This is a genomic window from Halomonas sp. E14 (genome assembly GCF_052568415.1).
The window spans coordinates 3,430,913-3,452,821 of the sequence record NZ_CP199423.1 but is presented as its reverse complement, the minus strand read 5'-3'; the positions used below and the strand labels follow the sequence as shown (position 1 = coordinate 3,452,821).

Genomic DNA, 21,909 nt, shown 5'->3' with positions numbered 1-21,909 from the left:
ATGCTTCCTACGGTAGTACATGACGCCACGCTTCGGTGTAGTTTTATGGAACGAACAATGCAAAAGATCGGCAGACCTCCCAAGCCGGAAACGCTGGAACAGCGGCAGGAAAAACGGCGGGAATTGGCCGTATTCCTCTTCCTGGCGGGCATTCTTTTTCCGATTCTTGCGGTCATCCTGGTTTCCGGCTACGGCTTTGCGGTGTGGATGCTGCAGCTGGTGACCGGCCCGCCCGGACCGCCTGGTTGAGTACGATTGGCTGGTGAAGAAGCACGAATAATCAAGATCATGATAATAGGCCAGGATGGCCACCCCTGACGAATCGAGATCCTTGCCATGTCAGCCATCGATCCGTCGCGCCGCGCCTTCCTGCGCGGTCACCCAAGGCCTGAGCCGGCGCTGCGGCCGCCCTGGGCACGCGACGAAGCCTCCTTCGTCCGACACTGCGTGCAGTGCGGCGACTGCCTAAAGGCCTGCGAGATGCAGGTGCTGCGCGCCGGCGACGGCGGTTTCCCCGAGGTCGACTTCAGCCGCGGCGAATGCACCTTCTGTCGTGCCTGCGTCGACGCCTGCCACGCTCCTGCCTTCGACCTTTCACCCGATGCCTCACCCTGGCAGGTTGTGGCCACGATCGGCGATGCCTGCCTAGGGCGCCAGGGCGTCTATTGCAAGAATTGTGGTGAGGCCTGCGAGACTGGGGCCATTCACTTCGTCTTCAATCAACGGCGCATGCCGGAGCCCATCGTGGAGAGCGACGCCTGTACCGGCTGTGGTGCCTGTGTGGCCCACTGTCCGGTTCAGGCGGTGAAAATCGAGCCATATGGTCTGGCTGTGGCGGGATAAAAGGGAACCCTCATGCAAGAACAACAGCATATTTCAAGCCTAATCGCCCAGGTAAAGCCGGAGGTTGTCGAGGCCATCGTCACCCAGTGCAAGGTGCTCGAGAATGTCGATGTGCCTGTCGTCGACCCGCTGGGGAAGCTGGTGGTGTTGCTTGAAATGCCATCGCAACGAAGGATTGTCGAGTTCATCGACTGGCTGCAGGAGAGGCCGGGCGTGCTGTCGGTCAACCTGGTTTACCACCATGTCGAATCGGCCGAAGAACTGGATCGGGAGATAGGGGAGATAGCGGGATGACGCTCACAAGACGCGATTTCATCAAGACTTCGGCCGTGGCCACGGCAGTAACGGCGGCAGGCATGTCGGGTGCGACCCAGGCCCAGAACATCGTCACCGATGCGCAGCAGACCCAGCTCAAGTGGTCGAAGGCGCCGTGCCGCTTCTGCGGCGTGGGCTGCGGTGTCAACGTGGCGGTGCGCGACAACCAGGTGGTGGCGACCCACGGTGACATGCAGTCGCCGGTCAACCGTGGCGTCAACTGCATCAAGGGCTACTTCCTGTCGAAGATCATGTACGGCGAGGATCGCCTGACTCAGCCGCTGCTGCGTAAGCGCAACGGCGAGTACCACAAGGAGGGCGAGTTCACCCCGGTGAGCTGGGACGAGGCCTTCGATGTCATGGCCGAGAAGTACAAGGCCGCGCTGCGCGAGAAGGGCCCCAACGCCATCGGCATGTTTGGTTCGGGACAGTGGACGATCTGGGAAGGCTACGCCGCCAACAAGCTGATGAAGGCGGGCTTTCGCTCCAACAACATTGATCCCAACGCACGCCACTGCATGGCCTCCGCGGTGTTCGGCTTCATGCGTACCTTCGGCTCCGACGAACCGATGGGCTGCTACGAAGACATCGAGGCGGCAGATGCCTTCGTGCTGTGGGGCGCCAACATGGCCGAGATGCACCCGATCCTGTGGACCCGCATCACCGACCGGCGGCTCTCTTTCCCCCACGTTCGGGTGTCGGTGCTCTCCACCTTCGAGCATCGCTCCTTCGAGCTGGCCGACCAGCCGATCATCTTCACCCCCCAGGCCGACCTCGCCATCCTCAACTACATCCAGCGCTACATCATCGAGAACGACCGGGTGAACTGGGATTTCGTCAACGAGCACGTGCGCTTCATGGAGGGCAATGTCGACATCGGCTACGGCCTGCGCCCCGAGCATCGCCTGGAGCTGGCGGCGGCCAATGCCCGCGACAGTGCGGGTGCGCGCGACATCGACTTCGAGCGCTATCGGGAGTTTCTGCAGCAGTACGATGCCGAGATGGTGACCGCGCTTTCCGGTGTGCCCAAGCGCCAGCTCGATGCCCTGGCCGAACTCTATGCCGACCCCGATACCAAGGTGATGTCGTTCTGGACCATGGGCTTCAACCAGCACACCCGCGGGGTGTGGGCGAACAACATGATCTACAACATCCACCTGCTGACCGGGAAGATCTCCACCCCGGGCAACAGCCCCTTCTCGCTCACCGGCCAGCCCTCGGCCTGTGGCACGGCGCGCGAGGTGGGCACCTTCTCGCACCGCCTGCCCGCCGACATGGTGGTCACCAACGACTACCACCGGCGCTACGCCGAGGAGATCTGGCGGGTGCCGGAGGGCACCATCCAGGCGCAGCCCGGGGCGCATGCGGTACTGCAGAATCGCATGCTCAAGGATGGCGAGATCAACGTCTACTGGGTGCAGTGCAACAACAACGTCCAGGCGGCAGCCAATCTGGTCGAAGAGACCTATCCGGGCTATCGCAACCCGGACAACTTCATCATCGTCTCCGACGCCTACCCCACCGTGACCGCCGAGGTGGCCGACCTGATCCTGCCCGCCGCCATGTGGGTGGAAAAGGAGGGTGCCTACGGCAACGCCGAGCGGCGCACGCAGTTCTGGCAGCAGATGGTCACCGCGCCCGGTGAGGCGCGCTCCGACCTGTGGCAGCTGATGGAATTTTCCAAACGCTTCGACATCGAGGAGGTGTGGCCGCAGGAGTTCCTCAACGCCAATCCGGATTTCCGCGGCAAGACCCTCTATGAAGTGCTGTTCCGCAACGGCCAGGTGGACGCCTTCGGACTCGATGAGCTGAATCCCGAGTTCGACAACGACGAGTCCCACCACTTCGGCTTCTACGTGCAGAAGGGCCTGTTCGAGGAGTACGCCCGCTTCGGCCGCGGCAAGGGCAAGGACCTGGATTATTTCGACAGCTACCACCAGAGCCGCGGCAAGCTGTGGCCGGTGGTCGATGGCCAGGAGACCCGCTGGCGCTACAACGGTGACCACGACCCGTACGTGGAGGAGGGGCGCCAGTTCCACTTCTATGCCCAGCCCGACGGCCGCGCGATCATCTATGCCGTGCCCTACGAGCCGCCCGCCGAGGCGCCGAGCGAAGAGTTTCCTCTGTGGCTGGTGACGGGGCGCGTGCTGGAACACTGGCACTCCGGCTCGATGACCCGGCGGGTGCCCGAGCTGCACCGGGCCTACCCGCAGGCGGTGGTCTACATGCATCCTGAGGATGCGCAGGCGCTCGGCGTCAGGCGCGGCAGCGAGGTGCGCATCGTCAGCCCGCGCGGCGACATGCATACCAGGGTCGAGACGCGCGGGCGCAACCGCATGCCCCGCGGCGTGGTGTACGTGCCCTGGTTCGATGCCAGCCAGCTGATCAACAAGGTCACGCTGGATGCCACCGATCCCATCTCCAAGCAGACGGACTTCAAGAAGTGCGCCTGCCGAATCGAGGCCGTCTAAGGGGGAGGTGATCATGAGACTGCTGACGATAGTGGTGTGTGCGAGCGCTTTCTTCCTGCTCGCCCTCAACAGCGTAGCGGCGGAAGGTGAGCTTGACGCCCTGCGCGCCAATGTACCGCTGCTGCAGGAGCCGACGCCGGAGCCGCTGTACCAGGTGCAGGACCGCAGCCGGCGGCCGGCGCGCGAGTACCCCATGCAGCCACCGACCATTCCGCACCGCATCGACAACTACCAGGTAGACCTGAATGCCAATCGCTGCATGGCCTGCCATGCGCGCAGCCGCGTTGGCGAGACTCAGGCCATTATGGTTAGCGTCACGCACTACATGGACCGGGAAGGCAACTTCCTCGGCGAGCTGTCGCCGCGCCGCTACTTCTGCATGCAGTGCCATGTGCCGCAGACGGATGCGCCCTCACGGGTCGGCAACACCTTCGTGGACATGGACGAACTGATCCGTGGCCAACGCGCCAGAAGCGAGTGAGGAGAGACCATGTTCAAGCGGATCGGCGGCTTTCTCAGGGGTTTCTGGCGAGTCTTCCGCTCGCCGAGCGGCTACTACAGCCTGGGCTTTCTCACCGTGGGCGGCTTCATCGGCGGCGTGCTGTTCTGGGGCGGCTTCAACACCGCCATGGAGGCCACCAATACCGAGCAGTTCTGCATCAGCTGCCATGAGATGGAGTCGAACGTCTACCAGGAGATCATGCCTACCATCCACTACACCAACCGCTCGGGCGTGCGTGCGATCTGTTCGGATTGCCACGTGCCGCACAACTGGACCGACAAGATGGCGCGCAAGATGCAGGCCTCCAAGGAAGTGTGGGGACACATCTTCGGCGTCATCGATACCCGCGAGAAGTTCCTCGACCACCGGCTCGAGATGGCCTCGCGCGAGTGGCGGCGGCTCGAGGCTAACGACTCGCTGGAGTGTCGCAACTGCCACGATGAGCAGGCCATGGACTTCACCCGGCAGAGCCCGCGGGCGGCGGCGGCGCACCAGCGCGGACTGGTGGAGGGCGACGCGACCTGTATCACCTGCCACAAGGGCATCGCCCATGAGCTGCCGGACATGGCCGGCGTACACGGCTGGTAATCAGCGGCAGGATGCCGCAGGAGGGTAGGGAGATGTGCAATCGCAAGGGAAAGATGGCGCTGGCCGCCGTGCTGGCGCTAGGGGCCGCGCCGTTCGCCTTCGGCCAGGACCCGTTCCCCGAGCCGGGCCAGCCGGGCTCGGTGGCCGATGAAGCGCAGATCGGCACCATCGAAGCGCGCACCGATGGGCTTGGGGTCGAGCGGCTTGATCCGCAGCAGGACATGCATGGTGCCGCGCAGCGCGACGAGCGGATTTCCGGTGACGGCACCGGGCCGGGCTTCGACCCGCAGCAAGGCCGGGCGGGAAGCGGCCATGGCGGTAACGACCGGGATGTGAACGACCGGGGCGGTAACGAGCAGGGTGGAGGCGGCCAGGGAGAAAATGGCCAGCAACGCCCGCCGCATTCCAACGGCGACGACGCGTCGCCCTACCGCGATCTGGAGCCGGATGACCCTGGCCTGGAGGAGCCCCGCCGGCCGATCCGGCCGGGGCAGAGGGAGCAGACCGAGGACCGGAACCGCTCCTCGTGAACGACCCGCGCCACCCGAGGCCTTCTCGGCGTGGTGCGTCCCCTTCCCTGCCGCCATCACCTTAGCCGGACCTTCACCTGCAGGGTGCTCGCCGCCAGGCCTTGCTGACCGGCCTTGCTGCCGATCTTTCCGCAAGCTCGTTTCTGGCGAGAGCTGCTCTGTCAGAAAGTCGGCGTCTAGCGGCGCATTGCGCTCAGCTCACCGTCAGGCGCACCTGGCGTGCCTTCTCCTGCAGCAGCGGCAGGTAGCGCTGCAGCAGGGTCGGGTAGTCGACCCGCGCCGCGTTGGTGCTGATGTTGATCCCGCCCAGCAGCTTGCCGTTGGCGTCGAAGGCGGGCACCGCCAGCGAACGCAGCCCCGGATCCAGCTCCTGGTCGACGATGGCGTAGCCCTGCTGGCGCACTTCGACGATGCGCCGCCTGAGCTCCGCCTTGTCCACCACGGTGTGCTCGGTGAAGCGTTCGAGCCGCGTACGTTCAAGGAATCGTTCCAGCTCCGGCTCCGGCAGCTGCGCCAGCAGCACGCGGCCCAGCGAAGTGTGGGCGGCCGGCAGGCGGCTGCCCACCGACAGGGTGATTGCCAGCAGGCGGTGGCTCGCCGCCGAGCGCGCCACGTAGATCACCTCGTCGCCCTCCAGTACGCCCAGCGAGGCGGACTCGCCGATCTCCGCGGTGATCTCCTCAAGCATCTGCTGGATGACGCTGCGGTAATTGTTGGCTGAAAGGTAGGCGTAGCCGAGCTGGAGCACCTTGGGGGCCAGCTCGAAGTCGCGCCCCTGCTTTCGCATGTAGCCCAGGGCATGCAGGGTCAGCAGGAAGCGACGTGCCTTGGCGCGGTTCATGCCGGTGCGTGTGGCTACCTCGCTCAGCGTCATGCGCGGGTGCGCCTCGTCAAAGGCCTGAATCACCTCCAGCCCGCTGGCCAGGGCGGCCACGAAGTCTCGATCGTCCGGGCTCAATACGTCGTCTTGCATAGGGAGAGATCCTCTTCTCGTCTGGCGGATGGCATGGCGTGCGCGGCGAGACGATAACGCATTGATGTTCGATATGCGAACTACACGGCGAGTGGCAAATAGTCAGATAGCACCATGAAATACTCAATCGTTGTCGACTAAAGTCGGGGTTATGGCGGCGCGAGAGAAAGCAGTAACCTCGTTATGTATTGCGAATATGTGTACGAATAGCGAACAAATAACCAGCACATAAGGTGGCGTCAATGAAGAACATGGTAAAAGCAGCGTGCCTGGCAGCTTGCAGCAGCAGCTTGGTTCTGGGAGTTTCCCTCTCGACAGCCAGTGCGAACGAGTGGCCCACCGATGACGTACGCCTGGTTGTGCCTTACGCTCCTGGCGGCACGACCGATGTCCTCTCACGCCGCGTTGCGGACCTGCTGCAAGACGAGCTCGGTGCCAATGTCATCGTAGAGAACCGCCCCGGTGCAGGTTCCACGGTGGCCACCGGTCGTCTGGCACGTGGCGGTCGCGATGCGAGCCATACCATTCTTATGGCCTCGCCCGGGCACACCATCGGAGCGGCGATCTATCCCGACCTGACCTACGATCCGGTCGAGGATTTCGTCTTCCTGCAGAATCTGATCGATATTCCCAACGTGATGGTGGTGCCGGCCAGCAGCCCCTATGACAGCGTCGAGGCGTTTATCGAGGCGGCACGCGAGCAGAACATGACCTTCAGCCACAGCGGCGTGGGCAGCTCCATTCATATGTCGGGCGAGCTGTTCAAGACGCTGACCGAGACCAACCTGACCGCCGTGCCGTTTGCCGGCAGCGGTGCGGCGCTTCCGGCCCTGCTCGGGGGCGATGTCGACGTCTCCTTCGAGAACATGCCGACCGTGCTCTCCCATATTCGTTCCGGTGATCTGCGAGCTTTGGCCGTGACATCTGCCGAGCGCTCCGAGCACCTTCCTGACGTCCCGACCCTAGCCGAAATTGGCGAATACAACCTCGATCAGTTCGTGACCACCGCCTGGTTTGGCTTGATTGCCCATGAATCCTTCTCCCAGGCCGCCCAGGACGCCATGCATGAGGCGCTTGGTGGCGTCATGCAGCGCGAAGAATTCCTCAATTTTGCCAACCAACTGGGGGCCGAGCCCGGCCAAGTGGCCGACGAAGAGTTCAAGCAGTTCATCGCCCAAGAAGTGGAACGCTGGCAAGAGGTGGCTGAGCAAGCAGGCATCAGCCAGTAAGAGTTGAACTGTTGTGACGCTTCGTCGAGGCGGGGTTCCCACCCCGCCTCGACCGTCCACTCTGGAGGGGCTTATGTCGACCTCGTTTCCCTCGCGTATCAGGGCGATTCGTGATCCCGTCGATGTGCTCTCGGGATGCGTTCTGCTGTCTGCTTCCGCCTTTCTTCTCTTCTACCTTGTGCCGAATTACATCAGCGAACCGCCTTTCTTACAAAGCCCGATGATGTCGCCTCGGTGGCTGCCTCGTATCGTCGGCTGGATGCTGCTCGGTTTTTCCTTGCTGCTGATCGTGCAGGGGCTGCTGGTGGACAACACCGACAAGGAGGATGGGCGCCGCATCGAGAAGGGGCCCCGGCTGCGTTTCGCCATGATGGCAGCGGCGCTGGTCGTCTACGTGACGCTGTTCGAGGCGCTGGGGGCGGTGATCAGCGGCATCCTGGCCACCTTGATCCTGTTTGCGGCTCACCCGGTCAGGACCTGGTGGGTCTACAGCCTGGCGTTCGTGTTCCCTGCTGCCGTCGCCTTTGTCTTCGTGAAGGTCATGAACGTGCCGCTGCCGCTGATGCCGTTTTGACGGCAGGCGCCACCACCCTTGGGTGATTTATGGATATGTTCTCGGAAGTCCTGCATCTCTTTTTCAGCCTGGACAACTTCCTGGCCATTGCGCTGGGGGTCGTCATCGGCGTCGTGGTCGGCTCGATTCCGGGGCTAACCGCCACCATGGCAGTCGCGCTGGCGCTGCCGTTCACCTTCACCATGGAGCCGGTGGCGGCCATTCTGTTGCTGGTGGGCATCTACAAGGGCGGCATGTACGGCGGCTCCATCACGGCCATCCTGATCCGCACCCCGGGCTCGCCGGCATCCGCCTGTACGCTGCTCGACGGCTACCCCATGGCCCAGCAGGGCCACGCCAAGAAGGCGCTCAAGACGGCGCTCTACTCCTCGGTGATTGCCGACTTCATCTCCAACATCGCGCTGATCTTCTTCGCCGCCTATCTGGCCAAGATCGCGCTCAACTTCGGTGCGCCGGAGTTCTTCTGGCTGATCTGCTTCTCGCTGACCATCATCATCTCGCTGGCCAGCGGCTCGATGATCAAGGGCCTGCTCGCCGCCTTGATGGGCATCCTGCTCTCACTGGTGGGACTGGACGAGGTCTACGGCTCCCAGCGGTTGACCTTCGGCAACTACAACCTGATGGATTCGATCTCGTTCATTCCGCTGCTGATCGGGCTGTTCGCCATTCCCGAGATCATCGAGTTCTATCGCAAGAAGGCGCTGCCGCACCTCAAGGCCAAGGCCAGCGGGGTGGGCATGACCCTGGCCGAGCTCAAGCGCTGCCTGAAGAGCATCATTCGCGGCAGCCTGATCGGCGTGATCATCGGCGCGATTCCCGGTACCGGGGCCACCGCCGCGGCCTTCATCTCCTACAGCGACGCCCGCCGCCGCTCGCCCAACCGCGACAACTTCGGCAAGGGCGAGGTGGAAGGCGTGGCCGCCTCGGAGGCGGGCAACAACGGGGTGGCCGGGGCGACCCTGATTCCGCTGCTGTCGCTGGGCATTCCCGGCGACGTGATCACCGCCATCATTCTCGGCGCCTTCATGGTCCACGGCCTGACCCCGGGCCCGATCATGTTCCAGGAGAACCTGACGCTGATCTACGCGCTGTTCGTCGGCATCATGTTCAGTTCGCTGGTGCTGCTGGTTGTGGGCAACGGGGCGATCAAGTACTTCTCGCTGATCGCCGACATTCCCAAGTCGATCCTCTTCCCCATCGTGCTGATGTTCTGCGTCTACGGCGCCTACGCGGTGAACAACGACACCTTCGACGTGTGGCTGATGCTGGGCTTCGGCGTGCTCGGCTACATCTTCAACCGGGCGGCGATTCCGGCGGCACCGTTCTTGATCGGCTTCATTCTCGGGCCGATGTTCGAGGACAACCTGCGCCGCTCGCTGCTGATCGGGCACAACGATCTCGCGATCTTCGTGCGCGGTCCGATCACCTGGTTCTTCATCGCCCTGACGCTGGGCTCGATCCTGCTGGCGATCTATCGCTATGTCGCGGCGCGCCGCCAGTCCGTCAGCGCCGGCGCGACGCAGGAGAGCCCGTGAGCAATATTGAACCCACGGGCGCAACGCAAGGATCGGGAGAGGTAATATGGCAGGACCGCTGACAGGCCTGCGCGTGCTCGACCTGAGCCGGGTGATGGCCGGGCCTTGGTGCACCCAGATACTCGCCGACATGGGCGCCGAGGTGATCAAGATCGAGCGCCCGGTAAGCGGCGACGATACGCGCCACTGGGGACCGCCCTGGCTCAAGGATCGCGACGGCAACGAGACCCGCGAATCCGCCTACTATCTCTCGGCCAACCGCGGCAAGCACTCGGTGACCGTGGACATGGGCCAGCCCGAAGGGCAGGCGCTGATCCGTGAGCTGGCCGCCCAGAGCGACATCCTGGTGGAGAACTTCAAGCGCGGCGGGCTGGCGCGCAAGGGGCTCGACTACGCCACCCTGGAAGCGATCAATCCCGGACTGATCTACTGCTCCATCACCGGCTTCGGCCAGACCGGGCCGATGGCCGCCCTGGCCGGCTACGACTACCTGATCCAGGCCCAGGGCGGCCTGATGAGCATCACCGGCGCCGCCGACGGCGAACCCGGCGCGGGACCGCAGCGAGTCGGCATGGCCGTAGCGGACCTTACCACCGGCATGAACGCGACCATCGCCATTCTCGGCGCGCTGCATCATCGTCACCTGACCGGCGAAGGGCAGTACATCGACATGGCCCTGCTCGACGTGCAGGTGAGCTGGCTGGCCAACCAGGCACAGAACTACTTCTGCAGCGGTACGCCACCCAGCCGCACCGGCGAGTATCACCCCAACCTGGTGCCCTATCAGCCGTTTCCCACCGCCGACGGTGAGAAGGTGATCATCGCCATCGGCAACGACGGCCAGTTCCAGCGCTTCTGCCAGGCGGTGGGGCGGCCGGAGCTGGCCGAGGACCCGCGCTTTGCGACCAATCCCGAGCGGGTCCGGCATCGCCTCGAGCTGGTGCCGATCATGGTCGAGATCACCCGCAGCCGTACCGCCGCCGAATGGATCTCACTGCTGGGCGAGATCGCCGTGCCCTGCGGGCCAATCCAGAACATCGCCCAGGTCTTCGACGACCCACAGGTCAAGGCGCGGGAAATGAAGATCGAGCTGGAGTCGCGCCACGGGCCGGTGCCCGGCGTGGCCAACCCAATCAAGTACTCGCGTACGCAGCTGGAGTATCGCAAGGCACCGCCGGCACTGGGCGAGGATACCGAGGCCGTGCTGGCGCGGCTGCTCGGCAAGGCGCCGGCGGAGATCGCCGAGTTGCGCCAGCGCGGAGTGATCTAGCGCGGATCAGCAGACGCTGACGCCGCCGCAGACGAACAGGGTCTGGCCGGTGACGAAACCGCTGCGCTCGTCGCAGAAGAAGCTCACCGCCTGGGCCACGTCTTCGGGCTGGCCCATGCGCCGCGCCGGGATGTTGTCGATGATGCGCCGCGCGCGCTCGGAGTCGGGGGGGTTGTTCTCCCAGAAGACGCTGGTGGCGATGGGACCGGGGGCGACGCAGTTGACCGTGATGCCGTCGCCGGCCAGCTCCAGCGCCCAGGTGCGGGCCATGGATTGCAGCGCACCCTTGGTCGCGCTGTAGAGGCTGCGGGCCTCCTTGCCCAGCACCACGCGGCTGGCATTGATCACGATGCGCCCGTGGCGCCGCTCGCGCATGCCCGGCAGCAGTGCCTGGGTGCACACCAGCGCCGAGCGCACGTTGAGGTGCATCAGGCGATCGAAGTCCTCCACTCGCGTATCGTCGAGCAGCGCCGGCGCGACGATCCCCACGTTATTGACCAGGCAGCCTACGCTGTGAGCCGCGACGATCTCGGCCAGCACCGCGCGGGTGGCCTCCACGTCGCTTAGATCGACGCGGCGTGCATCGGCCTTCAGCGACTCGGCCTCGGGCTCGACGATGTCCAGCACGAGGGTGCGATAGCCGTCACGCTGCAGGCGCAGGGCGATGGCCTGGCCGATGTTGCGGCCCCCCCCGGTGACGACGGCGCAGGATTCGGTCATGTCGGGTCCTTACAGAGCTGGGGAAGGGGTAATGCATCGCCATTCATGTGCGTAATGCGTACATTAGTTCGTTTTCGTTTAGACATTGCGCTCTGCCTCGATTCCCCTCAATGCGACCTTCGTCTCAGGTGGCCAGTGCCGTCACCTTAAATAACCCTCTACCGTCGCGGTGGGTGCCGGCACTATGGGCGTGAGGCCGAACAAGATGTCCTTTTTTCACGTAACTTATTGACGCTAAAAAGTGCTTGAGAGCAAGGCCTGCCAGAGGCCAGTAATTTTCCAAGCGGAGGTTTGACGCTGCCGGCTCGGCGCAGTATTTTGTTCGTTATACAAATCATTGTTCGTATCACGAACAATGAGCGTCGAACAAAAGACCCAACCGAAGAGGGCACAGTCATGGCCGAGTTCCTGAGCCTGCATGACGCGGTGGCGCGCTACGTCGAAGACGGCGCCACCGTGGCCATGGAGGGCTTCACCCACCTGATTCCGTTCGCCGCCGGTCACGAAGTGATCCGCCAGAAGAAGCGCGACCTCACCCTGATCCGCATGACCCCGGACCTGGTCTACGACCAGATGATCGGCGCTGGCTGCGCCAGGAAGGTGATCTTCTCCTGGGGTGGCAACCCCGGCGTGGGCTCGCTGCACCGCCTGCGCGACGCGGTGGAGAAGGGCTGGCCGCACAAGGTCGAGATCCTCGAGCACAGCCACGCCGCCATGGCCTGCGCCTTCGAGGCCGGCGCCGCCGGGCTGCCGCTGGCCGTGCTGCGCGGCTACGTGGGCAGCGAGCTGCCCAGCGTCAACGACCAGATCAAGTTCATCGAGTGCCCCTTCACCGGCGAGCGCCTGGCCGCGGTGCCGGCGGTTCGCCCGGACGTCTCCATCGTCCACGCGCAGAAGGCCGACCGCGCCGGTAACGTGCTGGTGGAAGGCATCGTCGGCGTGCAGAAGGAGGCGGTGCTGGCGGCCAAGCAGAGCATCGTCACCGTCGAAGAGATCGTCGACGACCTGCGCGCTGAGGCCGACTATCACCCCAACGCCTGCATCATTCCGGGCTGGGCCATCAGCGCCATCGCCGTGGCCGAGAAGGGCTCGCTGCCCTCCTATGCCCACGGCTACTACCCGCGCAACAACGCCTTCTACAAGGAGTGGGACGGCATCGCCCGCGACCGCGACACCTTCACCCGGTGGATCGAAGAGAACGTCATGAAAGCAGGGGGGAACGCCTGATGAGTAGCGTCGATAAGTGCCTGGACTACACCTCGGCGGAGATGATGACCGTCACCGCGGCCCGCGCGCTGGAGAACGGCATGACCTGCTTCGTCGGCATCGGCCTGCCCAGTGAGGCGGCCAACCTGGCGCGCCTGACCCACGCACCGGACGTGGTGCTGATCTACGAATCCGGCACCCTGCAGACCAAGCCCGACGTGCTGCCGCTCTCCATCGGCGACGGCGAGCTGGCCGAGACCGCGCTCACCACCGTTTCCGTGCCTGAAATGTTTCGCTACTGGCTGCAGGGCGGCAAGATCGACGTGGGCTTTCTCGGCACCGCTCAGATCGACCGCTACTGCAACCTCAACACCACCCTGATCGGCGATTACCGAGAGCCCAAGGTGCGCCTGCCGGGCGGCGGCGGTGCGCCGGAAATCGCGACGAACGCGGGTGAGGTATTCATCACCCTGAAGCACTCCAAGCGCGCCTTCGTCGACCGGGTCGACTTCGTCACCACCCTGGGCTTCGGCCGCGACGGCAAGGGCCGCGACGGCGTGCCCAACATCGGCAAGGGGCCGACCCGGGTCATCACCGACCTGTGCGTGATGAAGCCCGACCCCGAGACCAAGGAGCTGGTGGTGGTCTCGCTGCACCCGGGCGTGAGCCGTGAGGACGTGATCGAGGCCACCGGCTGGGAGATCCGCTTCGCCGAGACGCTGGAAAGCACGCCGGAGCCGAGCGCCAACGAACTCGAGATCCTGCGTGAATTGAAGGCTCGCACCGAGCGCGCCCATAGCGTTCAGTAAGCCGAACAGGAGAGTTCCATGACCGACGTATTCCTTTGCCATCCGCGGCGCACCGCCATCGGCCGCTTCGGCGGCACCCTGGCCAGCGTACGCCCCGACGACTTCGCCGCCACCATCTTCAAGGCGGTGCTGGCCGAGGCTCCGGACCTCGACCCGGCCGCCATCGAAGAGGTCTTCATGGGCTGCGCCAACCAGGCCGGTGAGGACAACCGCAACGTGGCGCGCATGTCCGCCCTGCTGGCGGGCCTGCCCACCTCGGTGCCCGGCACCACCATGAACCGCCTGTGCGGCTCCGGCATGGACGCGGTAGGCACCGCCTTCCGCGCCATCAAGGCCGGCGAGATGGAGCTGGCCCTGGCCGGCGGCGTGGAGTCCATGTCCCGCGCGCCCTATGTGCTGGGCAAGGCCGACGGCGCCTTCTCCCGCGGCCAGAAGATCGAGGACACCACCATCGGCTGGCGCTTCGTCAACCCGCTGATGAAGAAGGCCTACGGCATCGACTCCATGCCGGAGACCGCCGAGAACGTGGCCGAGCAGTTCAACATCTCCCGCGAGGATCAGGACGCCTTCGCCCTGCGCTCCCAGCAGAAGGCCGCCGCCGCGCAGAAAGCGGGTCGCTTCGCCATCGAGATCACGCCCATCGAGATCCCCCGGCGCAAGCAGGAGCCGCTGGTATTCGATACCGACGAGCACCCGCGCGAGACCACCCTGGAGACGCTGGCCGGGCTGCCGACGCCGTTCCGCGAGGGTGGCAGCATCACCGCCGGCAACGCCTCCGGCGTCAACGACGGCGCCTCCGCCATGCTGGTGGCAAGCCGGGCCGCGGTGGAGCAGCATGGGCTCACGCCCATGGCCCGCATCATCGGCATGGCCACGGCCGGCGTCGAGCCGCGCATCATGGGCTATGGCCCGGTGCCGGCGGTACGCAAGCTGCTCGAACGCACCGGCGTGACCCTGGACGAGATCGACGTGTTCGAGTTCAACGAGGCCTTCGCCGCCCAGGCGCTCGCCTGCACGCGGGAGCTGGGGCTCGCCGACGACGACCCGCGGGTCAACCCCAACGGCGGCGCCATTGCACTCGGCCACCCGCTGGGCATGTCCGGCGCCCGCCTGCTGCTCACCGCCGCCCACGAGCTGCAGCGCACCGGCAAGCGCTATGCGCTGTGCACCATGTGCGTGGGCGTGGGGCAGGGGATCGCGACGCTTATCGAGCGCGCATAACGGGAGATATGTCATGGCTTTCTTAATGAATCAGGGCCGCAGCGTCGCCTATCGCCTGCTTGGCAGCGAGGCCAACCCGCTGGTGCTGCTGGCGCATCCGCTGGGCATGAGCCAGGCGGTATGGGACGAGCTGCTGCCGGCGCTGCTGCCGCGCTACCGCGTGCTGACCTGGGACCTGCCCGGCCACGGCGCCAGTCAGGCATGGGGGGCGGCTCCGATCACCCCGGCCGACCTGGCCGCTGAGGCGCTGGCACTGGTCGAACATGCCGGCGCCTCGCGCTTCCACTTCGCCGGTACTTCGATCGGCGGCGTGGTCGGCCAGCAGCTGATCAGCGAGCACGCCGAGCGCCTGCTCTCGGTCACCCTGACCAATACCGGCGCGGTGATCGGCAATGCCGAACTGTGGCGCACCCGCGCCGAGCGCATTCGTCAGGAAGGCCTGGCGGCCATGGCCGAGGAGATCGTGCCGCGCTGGTTCGCGCCGGCCTGCTTCGAGGCCGAGCCGGCGCTCAAGGCCGGCTGGTGCACCCAGATGGGGCGCGGCGAAGACGACTCCTACGCCCGCCTGTGCGAGATGCTCGGCAGCCACGCCTTCACCGGCAAGCTCGCCGGCAAGCCGGTGAGGGTGCAACTGCTGGGCGGCAGCGAGGACCTGGCCACACCGCCGGCGACCCTCGCCGCCCTGGCTGCCGAACTCGGCGGCGCTTCCCTGGAAATTCTCGAAGGGACCGGCCACGTGCCTTCCGTCGAGGCGCCGGGGCTGTTTGCCGACAAGCTGCTGGCCTTCCTCCAGGCGGCCTAGCGCTTTTCTTTCCCACCCTGACAACAACAGCAAACGCCACGCCCGGGCCTCTCTGGCGTGAAGCGAGGACACCATGACGAACCCCTGCATCATCTGCGTCGCCATTACCGGCAGCCTGCCGCGCAAGGAAAACAACCCCGACGTTCCGATCACCATCGCGGAGCAGGTCGAGAGCACCCAGGCCGCCTTCGAGGCCGGCGCCACCATCGCCCACTGCCACGTGCGCAACGACGACCAGACGCCGACCTCGGACCCCGAGAAGTTCGCCCGGCTGATGGAAGGGCTGCAGAAGCACTGCCCGGGCATGATCATCCAGCTCTCCACCGGAGGGCGCTCCGGCGCCGGCAAGGAGCGCGGCGGCATGCTGCCGCTACGGCCGGACATGGCCAGCCTGTCGGTGGGCTCGAACAACTTCCCCAATCGGGTCTACGAGAATCCGCCGCAGCTGGTGGAGTGGCTGGCCGGCGAGATGCTCAAGTACGAGGTCAAGCCGGAGATCGAGGCCTTCGACCTGTCGCACATTCACCAGGCGGTGGCGCTTTCCCGGCAGGGCAAGCTCAAGGCGCCGCTCTACGTGCAGTTCGTGATGGGGGTGAAGAACGCCATGCCGGCCGACAAGCCCACCTTCGAGGTCTATATCGAGACGCTCAAGCGGCTCGCGCCGGATGCCCAATGGTGCGGCGCCGGCATCGGCCCCAACCAGATCCTGCTCAACGAGTGGTCGATCGCGGCGGGTGGGCATACCCGTACCGGCCTTGAGGACAACGTGCGCCTCGACCACGACACCCTGGCCCCCTCCAATGCGGCCCTGGTCGAGCGCGTCGCGGCGCTGTGCGAGAAGTACGAGCGCCCGGTGGCCACCTGGCAGCAGGCGCGCGAAATCCTCGGCCTGCGCCCGCCGCAGGCGCCCGCCGCGGTCTCTGGGGAGGTGGCGCATGGCTAGCATGGTGGGCGCGGACCAGGTGCCCGAGCGCGACGCGATCGTGCAGGCGGTGCAGGGCTATATCGAAGGGTTCCAGGGGCGCCGTGACAAGCTCGAGGCCGCCTTTCACGGGGATGCCTGGATCTTTGCCGTGGATGCGCAGGGCGAGCTCAGCCGGGAGCCGGTCAGCCACCGCTTCGAACGCTGGGCGGCCAGCCACCGGAAGGTTGAGGGTCGCGTGATCCAGGTAACCCAGGCCGGCGAGGTGGCCAGCGTGCTGCTCGGCTTCGACAATGCCGAGAACCTGGCGGACTCCTGGGTCGACGTACTGGCCCTGCTCAAGCTCGACGGCGCCTGGAAGATCACCCACAAGAGCGCCGTGCACGGCAGCCGGGCGGCCTGGGCCAGGCCTCAGTAACGCTGCTGTTCCGTCGGGCTTCGCTGATTCGTCAATCGACCTGCGCTATTCGGCAAACATCGAAAAGAGCAGGCCGCGTAGCCAGCGGTTGCCGGCGTCGCGGTGGAAGCGGCGGTGCCAGAAGAGGTTGATCGGGATCGCGGGGAAGGGCAGGGGGAGCTCACGCACGGCCAGGTCGAAGCGCTCTCGTGTCGCCTCGGCAAACTTACCGGTCACCGTGACCACCAGGTCGCTCTCGCTGATGATGTAGGGCACGGCGGCGAAGTGGGGCAACTGCAGCCGGACCGGGCGCTCGATGCCCGCCCGGGCGAGCTGCTCCTCGACGACGCCGTGCCCGGTGCCCTCCGCCACCACCACCGCGTGGGTGGCCGCCGTGAAGGCCTCCCTGTCGAAGTCGCCTGCTGCCAGCGGGTGACCCGCCCGCATCAGGCAGACATAGCGCTGCACGAATAGCCGTTGCTGGTAGAACCCGGCCCCCAGCTGGGGGATCAGTCCGACGGCCAGGTCGATCCGCCCCTCCTCCATCTCTCGCTTCAGATCCTCGCGATGGCTGCGCACCGTGCTGAGCCGGATGCCCGGCGCCTCCCTGGCCAGGAGTTCCAGCAGCCGCGGCAGGAAGACGATCTCACCGATATCGGTCATCGCCAGCTGGAAGGTGCGCTCGCTGCTGGCCGCTTCGAAGTCATCGCCCAGGTTGAGGGTCTCATGCAGTCGGGCCAGCGCCTCGGCGATACCGGGGTGCAGCTGATCCGCCCGCGGCGTCGGCGACAGCCCCCGCGAGGTGCGTTCGAACAGCTCATCGCCGAGCAGCCGGCGCAGGCGCTTGAGCGCGTGGCTGACGGCGGGCTGGGTCACGCCGAGCCGCTCGGCAACCCGCTGGGTGTTGCCCTCGCGATAGAGCAGGTCGAAGACCACCAGCAGATTGACATCGATATCCACCAGCCGAAGCATGCCTCTCCTTACCTAATTATCTGTATTCATTAAAATATTAATTCTATTTATGCAGAAAATGAAGGTGGCTGTGTTGTGTGAATATCAGTGGAGCCCTAGCCTGCGCCTCATCACCTGTCGCCATTCCAACAACAGCATCCGTGACGGAGCACGCACCATGCCCAATCGCACTACCGCGTCCCCTTCTGCCTCTCGCCTGTCCATTGCCATCATCGGCGGCGGCATCGGCGGCGTGGCCTTTGCCGTCGCCCTTTCCCGCCATGCCGACCTCGACGTGCAACTCTTCGAGGCGGCGCCGCAGTTTTCCGAGATCGGCGCCGGAGTCTCCTTCGGCCCCAACGCGGTGCGCGCCATCCAGCGGCTCGGTCTCGAAGCGGCCTACCGCCGCATCGCCGATTCCTCGCCGGCACCCTTCGAGGATGTCTGGTTCGAGTGGCGGCGCGGCAGCGACGACGGCTTCCTGACCGCCACCCTGGCCCCGGGCTGTGGGCAGTCCTCGGTGCATCGGGCGGACTTCCTAGACGCGATCGTGGCCCAGCTGCCTGCCGGCATCGCCCATTTCAGCAAGCGCTGCGTCGAGGTCACCCAGGAGGCCGATAGCGCCACCGCCCACTTCGCCGACGGTACCGCCTTCACCGCGGATATCCTGATCGGCTTCGACGGCATCAAGTCGGCGGTGCGCGCCAGCGTGCTGCCCGCCGAGAAGCACGGCGAGATCACGCCCCTCTGGAGCGGTACCTATGCCTATCGTGGCATGATCCCCACTGCCCGGCTGGAAGCGGCCCTGGAGAACCGGGGCGCCGATCGGCGCCTGGCCCTGGTGCCCCAGATGTACCTGGGCCAGGATCGCCATATCCTTACCTTCCCGGTCAAGCAGTCGCAGCTGATCAACGTGGTGGCCTTCATCACCGACCGCTCCACCGCCGCGCCGAAACTGCCCGAGGGGGCGGAGTGGGTCCAGGCGGTGACTCAGCAGGAGATGCAGGAGGTCTTCGTCGGCTGGGGTGCAGCCTCCCAGGCGATCCTCGCGTGCATTCCCGAGCCAACCCGATGGGCGCTTCACGAGCTGCCCGAACTGCCGCGCTACCACCGCGGCCGCGTGCTGCTGGTGGGCGACGCCGCCCACGCGCTGGTGCCCCATCAGGGCGCCGGTGCCGGCCAGGCGCTGGAAGACGCCTACGTGCTGGCCAGCCTGCTGGGCGACGAGGCCTGCACCAGAGACAGCGTGGAGCCGGTGCTGGCGGCCTTCGAGGCGGTTCGCCACGGGCGCACCTGCCGGGCGCAGCGCACCTCCCACGAAGCAGGGAACGTCTACGAGTATGCCGGCGAAGGCATCGGCGACGACGAGGCGAAGCTGATCGAGAACCTCGAGACCCGCTTCGACTGGCTGTGGAACCACGATCCCCAAGAGGATGTGGCAGCGGCGCGCCGGCGCCTGGCCCGGGAGGTTGTGGGGGAGCCGGCGGAGGACTGAGGCGACCTCTGCCGGCTGGTCTCAGGGATAGCGCCCGCTGCGCCGGTTCTCCACCAGCACCTCAAGAATGGCGTTGGCCTCGCGCATGATCGGCGAGGGCGTCTCGCCGCGGCGGCGGCTGCAGATCACCGGAGTGCTGAGCGAGCGGTCCGCCAGGTAGATGTAGCTGATGCCGTCGCGGCGCAGCCGGCGCACCTGCTCGGGCACCAGGGTGATGCCGATCTCCGAGGCCACCAGGCTCAGCGCCGTCTGCAGCTCGTTGGCTTCCTGTACCACCTCGACCTTGAGCCCCTGGCGGCGAAACATGCCGAGCATCAGGTCGGCCATGCTGGGGCGGGGCTTGGAGGGGAACAGGATCAGCGGATAGCGGGCCAGCTCAGCCAGGGTGGGCGTGGTGCCTTCCAGCGGGTGGCCGCAGGGCACGGCGGCCATGATCGGCTCGTCGAACAGGATCTCCTGCTCTACCTCCGGGTCGTCGATGCGCAGGCGCCCGAAACCCATGTCGATGCGCCCCGCCTTGAGCGCCTGGATCTGCTGCACGGTGGTCAGCTCGGACAGGCTCAGCTCGACATTATCCTTTTGTCGTAAATCGCGCACCAGCAGCGGCAGCTGGCCGTAGAACACCGAAGCCACGAAGCCGATGCCGAACATGACTCGCTTGCTGCGGGCCATGCGTCGCGTTGCCTCCAGGGTGGCGTCCACCTTCTCCAAGATCTGCAGGGCATTCTGCTGGAAGAACTGGCCGGTAACCGTCAGGCGCAGGCCGCGCGGCCCGCGCTCGAACAGTTCGGCCCCCACTTCCTGTTCCAACTGCTTGATCTGGCGGGATAAAGGGGGCTGCGACATGTGCAGTCGCTCGGCTGCACTGGTCAGGTTCAACTCCTCCGCGACCACGCAGAAGTACCTCAAATGGCGCAGCTCCATGATACCTCCTGGGTATGGCAGGGCACTCAAACAATATTGGTTCCGCCGTTTCGCTGCAATCAGACTGCCATTCAATCGCCATCTGCCCGTACCGGGAGCCCCCATGACAACTGTGATCCACTCCATCGAGACGCTGCTGGTCGACCTGCCGACCATCCGTCCCCACAAGCTCTCCATGACCACCATGGCCTGCCAGACGATGGTTATCGTGCGCATGCGCCACAGCGACGGCATCGAGGGGTTGGGCGAGGGGACCACCATCGGCGGCCTGGCCTACGGCCCGGAGAGCCCGGAGAGCATCAAGCGCAACATCGACACCTACCTGGCCCCGCTGCTGGTGGGCCAGCCGTCCGACAACCTCAATGCCCTGCGCGCCCGCATGGCCCGGCATGCGCGCGGCAACACCATCGCCAAGTCAGCGCTGGAGACCGCGCTGCTCGACGCCCAGGGCAAGCGCCTGGGGCTGCCGGTGGCGGCGCTGCTGGGCGGTGCCCGCCAGCAGCACCTGCCGGTGCTGTGGACCCTGGCCAGCGGCGATACCGCCAAAGACATCGACGAGGCGCTGCTGCGTCTCGAACAGCGTCGCCACGGCGACTTCAAGCTGAAGATCGGCGCCCATTCGGTGGAGCACGACGTGCGTCACGTGGCCGCGATCAAGCAGGCGCTGGGCGACCGCGCCGGGGTGCGGGTCGACGTCAACCAGGCCTGGGACGAAGCCACCGCGGTGCGCGGCATCCAGGCCCTGCAGGACGCCGGCATCGAGCTGATCGAGCAGGCCCTGCCGGCGCGTGAGCACGCCGGCCTGATCCGCCTGGCCAACCGCTTCAACGTGCCGATGCTGGCCGACGAGGCCGTGCAGGACGCCCGCGACGGCTTCGACCTGGCCTGCGGCGGCTTCAGCGGCGCCTTTGCGCTGAAGATTGCCAAGTCCGGCGGCCTGCAGGGGGTGCTGGAGCTGGCCCACGTGGCCCAGGCCGCGGGCATCGGCCTGTATGGCGGCACCCTGCTGGAAGGCACCATCGGCACCGCCGCCTCGCTGCACGCCTGGGCGACGCTGCCCGAGATGGCCTGGGGCACCGAGATGTTCGGTCCGCTGCTGCTCAAGGACGACATCGTCGCCGAGCCGCTGCAGTACCACGAGTTCGGCGTCGACTTGCCGAACGGCCCTGGGCTGGGCATCGCCCTCGATGAAGACAAGCTGGCCCACTATTCGCGCCAATAACGCGAGTCGCACTAGCACGACCGTTATTCAAGCGCAGCGAGATTGCGGAGGAGAGACACATGCTGTTCCAGGTGGAAATGACCGTCAAGCTGCCCCCCGACATGCCGGCCGAGCAGGCCGCCGACATCAAGGCCACCGAGAAGGCCTACGCCCAGGGGCTGCAGCGCTCCGGCAAGTGGCGTCACCTGTGGCGGGTGGCCGGCAGCTACGCCAACGTCAGCATCTTCGACGTCAAGGACAACGCCGAGCTGCAGGAGATCATCTCGGGCCTGCCCCTCTTCCCTTACATGGAGATCAGCGTCAAGCCGCTGTGTCGCCATCCGTCCTCGATCCGCGAGGACGACTCCTGAGTCGCCGACCAGGCACGCCAGACCCCTCATCGTGAGGCATTACCATAACAACCGAGGACA

General features: G+C 65.8%; 24 protein-coding genes. 20 read left to right on the top strand and 4 right to left on the bottom strand.

Annotated elements, in window-relative coordinates; all coding sequences use genetic code 11:
- The first annotated feature begins 57 nt into the window (after positions 1-57).
- The 7 genes from napE (at position 58) to ACT7B3_RS16180 (ending at position 5,249) form a co-directional block, all read left to right on the top strand.
- On the top strand, positions 58-249 hold the full coding sequence (napE, locus tag ACT7B3_RS16210; protein ID WP_444679199.1) for a periplasmic nitrate reductase, NapE protein: 192 nt from the start codon (positions 58-60) through the stop codon (positions 247-249).
- An 87-nt stretch (positions 250-336) separates the two neighbouring features.
- On the top strand, positions 337-843 hold the full coding sequence (gene napF, locus ACT7B3_RS16205; RefSeq protein WP_444679200.1) for a ferredoxin-type protein NapF: 507 nt from the start codon (positions 337-339) through the stop codon (positions 841-843).
- Between the two features lie 12 nt (positions 844-855).
- Positions 856-1,137 carry a chaperone NapD gene (locus ACT7B3_RS16200; RefSeq protein WP_444679201.1) on the top strand — a complete coding sequence of 94 codons (282 nt, stop codon included), beginning with the start codon at positions 856-858 and terminating at the stop codon, positions 1,135-1,137.
- On the top strand, positions 1,134-3,629 hold the full coding sequence (napA, locus tag ACT7B3_RS16195) for a nitrate reductase catalytic subunit NapA (RefSeq protein WP_445158660.1): 2,496 nt from the start codon (positions 1,134-1,136) through the stop codon (positions 3,627-3,629). The genes ACT7B3_RS16200 and napA overlap by 4 nt, the downstream gene beginning before the upstream one ends.
- A gap of 13 nt (positions 3,630-3,642) precedes the next feature.
- Positions 3,643-4,110 (top strand): nitrate reductase cytochrome c-type subunit, encoded by a 468-nt coding sequence (locus ACT7B3_RS16190; protein ID WP_444679203.1) that lies wholly within the window; start codon positions 3,643-3,645, stop codon positions 4,108-4,110.
- A gap of 9 nt (positions 4,111-4,119) precedes the next feature.
- The gene (locus ACT7B3_RS16185; protein ID WP_444679204.1) at positions 4,120-4,719 is read left to right on the top strand and encodes a cytochrome c3 family protein; all 600 of its coding nucleotides are present in this window, start codon (positions 4,120-4,122) and stop codon (positions 4,717-4,719) included.
- A 32-nt stretch (positions 4,720-4,751) separates the two neighbouring features.
- Positions 4,752-5,249, top strand: coding sequence for a hypothetical protein (locus ACT7B3_RS16180; RefSeq protein ID WP_445158659.1), 498 nt, complete (start codon positions 4,752-4,754; stop codon positions 5,247-5,249).
- Positions 5,250-5,442: 193 nt separating this feature from the next.
- Here the strand turns inward: ACT7B3_RS16180 and ACT7B3_RS16175 are convergent, their stop codons facing one another.
- Positions 5,443-6,222 (bottom strand): IclR family transcriptional regulator domain-containing protein, encoded by a 780-nt coding sequence (locus ACT7B3_RS16175; RefSeq protein WP_445158658.1) that lies wholly within the window; start codon positions 6,220-6,222, stop codon positions 5,443-5,445.
- A gap of 242 nt (positions 6,223-6,464) precedes the next feature.
- Here ACT7B3_RS16175 and ACT7B3_RS16170 point away from each other — a divergent pair, with 242 nt between their 5' ends.
- From ACT7B3_RS16170 to ACT7B3_RS16155, 4 genes are all read left to right on the top strand, one after another.
- Entirely contained in the window at positions 6,465-7,451 is a 987-nt protein-coding gene (locus ACT7B3_RS16170; RefSeq protein WP_445158657.1) for a Bug family tripartite tricarboxylate transporter substrate binding protein, read from the top strand.
- A 73-nt stretch (positions 7,452-7,524) separates the two neighbouring features.
- A complete protein-coding gene (locus ACT7B3_RS16165) occupies positions 7,525-8,025 on the top strand; it encodes a tripartite tricarboxylate transporter TctB family protein (protein WP_444679207.1) in 501 nt (166 codons plus the stop codon).
- Between the two features lie 29 nt (positions 8,026-8,054).
- Entirely contained in the window at positions 8,055-9,560 is a 1,506-nt protein-coding gene (locus ACT7B3_RS16160) for a tripartite tricarboxylate transporter permease (RefSeq protein ID WP_445158656.1), read from the top strand.
- Between the two features lie 46 nt (positions 9,561-9,606).
- Positions 9,607-10,830, top strand: coding sequence for a CaiB/BaiF CoA transferase family protein (locus ACT7B3_RS16155; RefSeq protein ID WP_445158655.1), 1,224 nt, complete (start codon positions 9,607-9,609; stop codon positions 10,828-10,830).
- Positions 10,831-10,836: 6 nt separating this feature from the next.
- Here ACT7B3_RS16155 and ACT7B3_RS16150 read toward each other — a convergent pair whose 3' ends face one another.
- On the bottom strand, positions 10,837-11,550 hold the full coding sequence (locus ACT7B3_RS16150) for an SDR family NAD(P)-dependent oxidoreductase (protein WP_445158654.1): 714 nt from the start codon (positions 11,548-11,550) through the stop codon (positions 10,837-10,839).
- Between the two features lie 396 nt (positions 11,551-11,946).
- Here ACT7B3_RS16150 and ACT7B3_RS16145 point away from each other — a divergent pair, with 396 nt between their 5' ends.
- The 6 genes from ACT7B3_RS16145 (at position 11,947) to ACT7B3_RS16120 (ending at position 16,928) form a co-directional block, all read left to right on the top strand.
- The gene (locus tag ACT7B3_RS16145) at positions 11,947-12,777 is read left to right on the top strand and encodes a CoA transferase subunit A (RefSeq protein WP_445158653.1); all 831 of its coding nucleotides are present in this window, start codon (positions 11,947-11,949) and stop codon (positions 12,775-12,777) included.
- Positions 12,777-13,565, top strand: coding sequence for a CoA-transferase subunit beta (locus ACT7B3_RS16140; RefSeq protein WP_445158652.1), 789 nt, complete (start codon positions 12,777-12,779; stop codon positions 13,563-13,565). Before ACT7B3_RS16145 ends, ACT7B3_RS16140 begins: the two co-directional genes overlap by 1 nt.
- An 18-nt stretch (positions 13,566-13,583) precedes the next feature.
- On the top strand, positions 13,584-14,786 hold the full coding sequence (gene pcaF, locus ACT7B3_RS16135; protein ID WP_445158651.1) for a 3-oxoadipyl-CoA thiolase: 1,203 nt from the start codon (positions 13,584-13,586) through the stop codon (positions 14,784-14,786).
- 13 nt (positions 14,787-14,799) lie between these two features.
- Positions 14,800-15,588: an alpha/beta fold hydrolase gene (locus ACT7B3_RS16130; protein WP_445158650.1), complete on the top strand. Its 789-nt coding sequence runs from the start codon at positions 14,800-14,802 to the stop codon at positions 15,586-15,588.
- A gap of 73 nt (positions 15,589-15,661) precedes the next feature.
- Positions 15,662-16,531, top strand: a complete 870-nt coding sequence (locus tag ACT7B3_RS16125; RefSeq protein WP_445158649.1) for a 3-keto-5-aminohexanoate cleavage protein — start codon at positions 15,662-15,664, stop codon at positions 16,529-16,531.
- Positions 16,524-16,928 (top strand): nuclear transport factor 2 family protein, encoded by a 405-nt coding sequence (locus ACT7B3_RS16120; RefSeq protein ID WP_445158648.1) that lies wholly within the window; start codon positions 16,524-16,526, stop codon positions 16,926-16,928. Before ACT7B3_RS16125 ends, ACT7B3_RS16120 begins: the two co-directional genes overlap by 8 nt.
- A gap of 45 nt (positions 16,929-16,973) precedes the next feature.
- Here the strand turns inward: ACT7B3_RS16120 and ACT7B3_RS16115 are convergent, their stop codons facing one another.
- The gene (locus ACT7B3_RS16115; protein WP_445158647.1) at positions 16,974-17,879 is read right to left on the bottom strand and encodes a LysR family transcriptional regulator; all 906 of its coding nucleotides are present in this window, start codon (positions 17,877-17,879) and stop codon (positions 16,974-16,976) included.
- A 157-nt stretch (positions 17,880-18,036) separates the two neighbouring features.
- Here ACT7B3_RS16115 and salA point away from each other — a divergent pair, with 157 nt between their 5' ends.
- Entirely contained in the window at positions 18,037-19,353 is a 1,317-nt protein-coding gene (salA, locus tag ACT7B3_RS16110) for a salicylate 1-monooxygenase (protein WP_445158646.1), read from the top strand.
- Positions 19,354-19,374: 21 nt separating this feature from the next.
- On the opposite strand, the gene ACT7B3_RS16105 is transcribed toward salA, so the two are convergent.
- Complete coding sequence (locus ACT7B3_RS16105) at positions 19,375-20,277, bottom strand: LysR family transcriptional regulator (RefSeq protein WP_445158645.1); 903 nt, start codon at positions 20,275-20,277, stop codon at positions 19,375-19,377.
- Between the two features lie 103 nt (positions 20,278-20,380).
- Between ACT7B3_RS16105 and ACT7B3_RS16100 the strand changes: the two genes are divergently transcribed.
- Positions 20,381-21,499, top strand: a complete 1,119-nt coding sequence (locus ACT7B3_RS16100) for a muconate/chloromuconate family cycloisomerase (RefSeq protein ID WP_445158644.1) — start codon at positions 20,381-20,383, stop codon at positions 21,497-21,499.
- 59 nt (positions 21,500-21,558) lie between these two features.
- The gene (gene catC, locus ACT7B3_RS16095; RefSeq protein ID WP_445158643.1) at positions 21,559-21,849 is read left to right on the top strand and encodes a muconolactone Delta-isomerase; all 291 of its coding nucleotides are present in this window, start codon (positions 21,559-21,561) and stop codon (positions 21,847-21,849) included.
- Positions 21,850-21,909 lie beyond the last annotated feature (60 nt).